Below are 4,896 nucleotides of genomic sequence, written 5' to 3' on the forward strand. Positions count from 1 at the left end.
TTGGCGGAGTGGACGGGACTCGAACCCGCGACCCCCGGCGTGACAGGCCGGTATTCTAACCAACTGAACTACCACTCCAGCGCATATTTAAACTGTTATTTTTTCTTATTGGCGGAGTGGACGGGACTCGAACCCGCGACCCCCGGCGTGACAGGCCGGTATTCTAACCAACTGAACTACCACTCCATAATAAGAATATGTTTTACAACCATACGTTGTGTAAGTGTTGGCGGAGTGGACGGGACTCGAACCCGCGACCCCCGGCGTGACAGGCCGGTATTCTAACCAACTGAACTACCACTCCAGCTTTTACTTACAAGTTTTACGAAAATGGCGGAGTGGACGGGACTCGAACCCGCGACCCCCGGCGTGACAGGCCGGTATTCTAACCAACTGAACTACCACTCCATATTTCCGTTGCTGTTTAGGTCTCCCTGACAGCGGCGTGAATAATACGAACCAACCCCTATTTCGTCAAGGGCTTTTTTGTTTTTTTATAGGTTTTTTAGTCATCTGTCATCGAAAGGTTTAAAATTTCACCTGATCTGTCATTTTTTGAGCCATTTTTACCGACTTGATTTTTTCCTGTGTCGGCAACATCACCTTCACTTGTTTTCTTTTTCTTTAAAAAAGGCAGCTTCACTTTAAATTTAATCGGTTTTTTCTGAGCAAATATACGAATTAACAACCAACCGAGTAATAAAATGAGCGTATTGCAGCCTACAATTAAACTAATAATTGTAGATGTGGCCATTTTTTCTTCAACAGGCTCACTCTCAATCATTTTATCTGGCGTAATAATCGTTGCCGGATCAATTTCGGGCACCGCTTCTATGGGTCGTTCTATCTCAAATTTATACGTTGGTAGCGTTGCCATAAATTCACGACCATTAATATTAGTCCCAAAAACTGACAGCTCAACGCTATATCTACCCCAATCATAATTTTTAACACTAAGTTGTCGTGAGTCTTTAGCAGCAGCATCTATGGTAAACATTTGCTCTTCGTTATTGGGATAGTAGATTTTTCCCTGGATGATGACTGTTTCTGGCTTAACAATACTTGGGTCTATATTTATAGTTAACAGATGCTCGTCTGTGTCTTGCTCTGCTAACGCGACTTCGGTTACAAAAGGTGGCTCGTGCACTTCTATTGTATTTTGCACAATGCGACGCTGCAGCAGAGGTGTTGCCACGTAAAGTTCTGGTGTCCATTCACCCGCAGGGAAATCTAAAGTAAACTCGCCGGTAAATACACCATCTTTAGGGCGCTCATCAAATCCACGTCCATCGTCTTTAAATTCAGCTACTTCTTGAATGCCTGCGCCAAAGTTAGCAAAGTTTTCATTGTTGGTACTTACAAAGTCAACATTAAGGCTCACAACATCTCTAAATAGGTTTGTATTAATTGGCTCACCGTCATTTAGTATTTTTCCGGTGATTTTTATTGTCTCCCCCCTAAACAACATTGAAGGAAGAGGCTCTGCTTCAAGAGATATCTCGCCTAATACAACTATTCTGCTGTCGGGTAAAATACTGCCTATTACTTGCCAAGGACCTGCCATAGGTTTTTTTATGGTTACTAAATCGTAGCTGAGTTCATCAAACCAATCTAAGTTAGGGTTTTTAACTGAGTCAGTAGCAAAGTACTTACTGCCATCGGGCCTCACTAAAATAACAGCAGGTGCACCTGATTTTCTAAAAAAAAGCAGTGTTATTTCATCTATTTTGCTATCTATGCGAAAACGATTATCAAGTAAAGGGATCTCATTTTGATGCCCATCGCGCTTGAGCACTTCTACTTGTTTTACGCCATATGCATTGCCAGTAAATAAACTAGCTGCACATAACGCTGTTACAAAATACATCGTTTTCATTAAATCGCCTTATTCAGCGCGCCATATACATTGGCCGCCTTCTTTGTTTACAAGATCTAATCGTGCTTCGTGTGCGCTTTGCTCAGCGTCGCTTGCCCGCAGAACAACTAATGGGGCTCTATCACTATTTAAACGCTTTATACCGCCCTTCTGTTGCTCGCTGCCGTCATCTTTATTTTGATTCAAATTTAGCTTTGTTTGACCACCCGTCATGGCAAGGTACACATCGGCTAAAATCTCAGAATCCAGTAGCGCGCCGTGAAGCGTTCGTTTACCGTTATCTACATCGTAACGACGACATAATGCATCAAGGTTGTTCTTTTGACCTGGATGCAAGTCACGCGCCATTTTAAGCGTGTCGAGAACTTGACAAAAAGTATTTGTTTTAGGGTAGCCCTGATTAAGCAGCGCAAATTCGTTATCCATATGACCAACATCGAACGGGGCGTTATGAATAACTAACTCTGCCCCTTCAATATAGTCGAAAAACTCTTGGGCAATTTGATGAAACAACGGTTTATCACGTAAAAATTCGTTAGTGATACCGTGAACGTCGATTGCTTCTTCTTCGCTTGGGCGTTGTGGGTTTATGTAAACATGAAAATTATTGCCTGTTAAACGGCGATTTACTAACTCCACACACCCAATTTCTATAATACGGTGCCCTTGTTTAGGGTCGATGCCGGTGGTTTCTGTATCTAAAACTATTTGTCTACGTGCCATATCGAATTTAGCCTGATTCTGGTATCTTTCTATAATCACTTTATTGTACATAAGATCAAGGTAAAACAGTGCAAAAAACCGTAGAGATTTACACCGATGGCTCATGTTTAGGTAATCCAGGCCCCGGCGGTTATGGTATTTTTATGATTTATAACGGCCACGAAAAAGAAATGAGCCAAGGTTATAAACTCACAACGAATAACCGAATGGAAATGCTCGCGGCTATTGTAGCCCTAGAATCACTCACTCGAGAATGCGAAGTAAATCTAACAACCGATAGCCAATATGTTAAGCAAGGTATTGAATCGTGGATCACTAACTGGAAAAAACGTGGCTGGTTAACATCAGCTAAAAAGCCGGTTAAAAACGTCGATTTATGGAAACGCCTAGATAAAGCCTGTAGCGAGCACAATGTAACCTGGAAATGGGTTAAAGGGCATAGCGGCCATAAGTACAACGAAATAGTTGACGATTTAGCGCGCGATGCCGCTGGCAGTAAAGATTTACTAGAAGATGTAGGCTACCAGCCTTAATTTTTTCTAAGCTAGTTGTTATACCAATTTTATTAAAAACATGTTCATTCTATTGCATTAAATAACTCACTAACTGCGTTAAAAATCATTCATATAGAACAACTACATGTCACAATTTTCGCCTTGTTAATGTGCTATTTTCTTAGCGCTATAATAGATCACTTATTTAATGCAATTGGTATTATTTTCTTGCTCGCACGATTTAAAGTGTTGCTTTGACGTTTGTCTAAGCCCTGCCCCTTTTACTGGCGCAAACTGCGGCCTTGCATGCCACTTAGGTTTTATTGGCGTAAGTGGCGCAACTCTTTTTCGTGCCACCAGCATATAAACACTGCCCATCGGTTTTAAATACTGTTTTGCAAAAGTCCGCCAAAACTCAAATCTTGATAGCCTATTACCTCTTGCCAGTGATGAATAAATAAAACGTTCGTCACTTACAATTTCAAAACCAAGTAAGTTTAGCCAATCTTTAACCCGTGCGGGTGTAAAAAAGCGCCCCGTCCATGGTAATTTCTGACCACTAAAAGGCAGCATTTGTGCAAGTCCGCACAAACTAAACGGATTAAATCCCGTAATTACTATATAGCCGCCCGGAATAAGTGTGCGATGTGCTTCTCGTAAAATGTGATGTGGGTCTGAATGATACTCTAAGCAGTGACTTAGTATGCATGCATCAATACTGTGCTCGTAAAATGGCAGTTCATCTATGTCAGCAACTACCCCAGTGTAAGGCCCAGGCTCTGCAACACACACCTGGTGTTTAATCGTACTTATACTTGTATTTAATTCGCCACTTAAATTACCTAGCTTAAGCATATGATAGCCAAACATACGCGGCAGCCATTGCTCCATTTTGCGTTCAATATCTTTGCGCAAATAATCCCCATGAGGAAACTGTTGCCACGACAGTGGTTTGGGTCCTTCTTGAAAACTAAGGGCTGGTTTCATTTTTTGAGCTCGTTATACTATGCGGTAAGTGTCACTTTATAGAGCAATTTACCATGGTGCAAGTCAAAGCAATTAAAGCCTTTTCTGATAATTACATTTGGTGTTTAACTACCGATAATAGTAACCAAGCATGGGTAGTCGATCCAGGCCAAGCACAGAGCATATTAGCGTATCTAGCTGAGCACAAACTAACGCTTGGTGGTATTTTAATTACGCATCATCACTACGACCACACTGATGGCGTAGCTGCATTAGTTGACGCCTATCCAGATATATCGGTTTATGGCCCCGCAAATAGTCCATTTAAAGGCATCACTCACGCACTCACTGATGGTCAAAGCATCAGTGTGCTTAATATTAACTTTAATATTTTGGCAACTCCTGGGCACACGCTTGATCATATTTGCTATACAAATGATGAACTTGCTTTTACAGGCGATACATTGTTTAGCGGTGGATGTGGGCGCTTATTTGAAGGCACGCCAAAGCAAATGTGGGAATCGTTTAATAAACTAAGAGAGCTGCCTGCAAGCTGCAGTGTGTATTGCACGCACGAATACACGCAAGCTAATCTTGCCTTTGCCAAAGCGGTTGAACCACGTAACCCAGAACTACTCGCGTACAGTAAAAAAGTAGATGAATTACGCAGTAATAACCAAATTTCCCTACCCACTTCTATTGGACAGGAGCTAAAAATAAATCCATTTATGCGTAGCGATTTGCCAACCATTACAGAGTTAGTGCCAGAAAAATTCATCTCGGTTACAAAAAACAATGAACCTTGGGGAAACTTTGCTAGTCTGAGACAGTTCAAAG

5 protein-coding genes and 4 tRNA genes are annotated in these 4,896 nt (G+C 41.7%); 2 read left to right on the plus strand and 7 right to left on the minus strand.

Translation table 11 applies throughout. The features are described 5' to 3' along the window. Position 1: 1 nt before the first annotated feature. The 6 genes from CXF89_RS18315 to dnaQ form a co-directional block, all read right to left on the minus strand. A tRNA-Asp gene (locus CXF89_RS18315) sits at positions 2-78 on the minus strand. A 31-nt stretch (positions 79-109) separates the two neighbouring features. Continuing rightward, positions 110-186, minus strand: a tRNA-Asp gene (locus tag CXF89_RS18320). Positions 187-227: 41 nt separating this feature from the next. After that, positions 228-304: transfer RNA gene (locus tag CXF89_RS18325), tRNA-Asp, on the minus strand. A gap of 27 nt (positions 305-331) precedes the next feature. Next, positions 332-408: transfer RNA gene (locus CXF89_RS18330), tRNA-Asp, on the minus strand. 97 nt (positions 409-505) lie between these two features. Further along, positions 506-1,876 carry a TIGR03503 family protein gene (locus CXF89_RS18335; RefSeq protein ID WP_121955401.1) on the minus strand — a complete coding sequence of 457 codons (1,371 nt, stop codon included), beginning with the start codon at positions 1,874-1,876 and terminating at the stop codon, positions 506-508. A gap of 9 nt (positions 1,877-1,885) precedes the next feature. Further along, complete coding sequence (gene dnaQ, locus CXF89_RS18340) at positions 1,886-2,599, minus strand: DNA polymerase III subunit epsilon (RefSeq protein ID WP_121955402.1); 714 nt, start codon at positions 2,597-2,599, stop codon at positions 1,886-1,888. A gap of 68 nt (positions 2,600-2,667) precedes the next feature. On the opposite strand from dnaQ, the gene rnhA reads away from it, so the two are divergent. After that, complete coding sequence (gene rnhA, locus CXF89_RS18345) at positions 2,668-3,132, plus strand: ribonuclease HI (RefSeq protein WP_007378210.1); 465 nt, start codon at positions 2,668-2,670, stop codon at positions 3,130-3,132. 162 nt (positions 3,133-3,294) lie between these two features. Here rnhA and CXF89_RS18350 read toward each other — a convergent pair whose 3' ends face one another. Beyond that, positions 3,295-4,080: a class I SAM-dependent methyltransferase gene (locus CXF89_RS18350; RefSeq protein ID WP_101217180.1), complete on the minus strand. Its 786-nt coding sequence runs from the start codon at positions 4,078-4,080 to the stop codon at positions 3,295-3,297. Positions 4,081-4,133: 53 nt separating this feature from the next. On the opposite strand from CXF89_RS18350, the gene gloB reads away from it, so the two are divergent. Then, a partial coding sequence (gene gloB / locus CXF89_RS18355) for a hydroxyacylglutathione hydrolase (RefSeq protein WP_121955403.1) occupies positions 4,134-4,896 on the plus strand: 763 nt, incomplete at its 3' end.

Origin of the sequence: Pseudoalteromonas sp. MelDa3 (assembly GCF_002863625.1) — a bacterium.
In the GTDB taxonomy this organism is placed as follows: Bacteria; Pseudomonadota; Gammaproteobacteria; order Enterobacterales; family Alteromonadaceae; genus Pseudoalteromonas; species Pseudoalteromonas arctica.

Bases quoted from the DNA above. Each gene is read 5' to 3' on its own strand.
- CXF89_RS18350 (WP_101217180.1), bottom strand. From the start codon at position 4,080: ATGAAACCAGCCCTTAGTTTTCAAGAAGGACCCAAACCACTGTCGTGG.
- dnaQ (WP_121955402.1), bottom strand. From the start codon at position 2,599: ATGGCACGTAGACAAATAGTTTTAGATACAGAAACCACCGGCATCGAC.
- CXF89_RS18335 (WP_121955401.1), bottom strand. From the start codon at position 1,876: ATGAAAACGATGTATTTTGTAACAGCGTTATGTGCAGCTAGTTTATTT.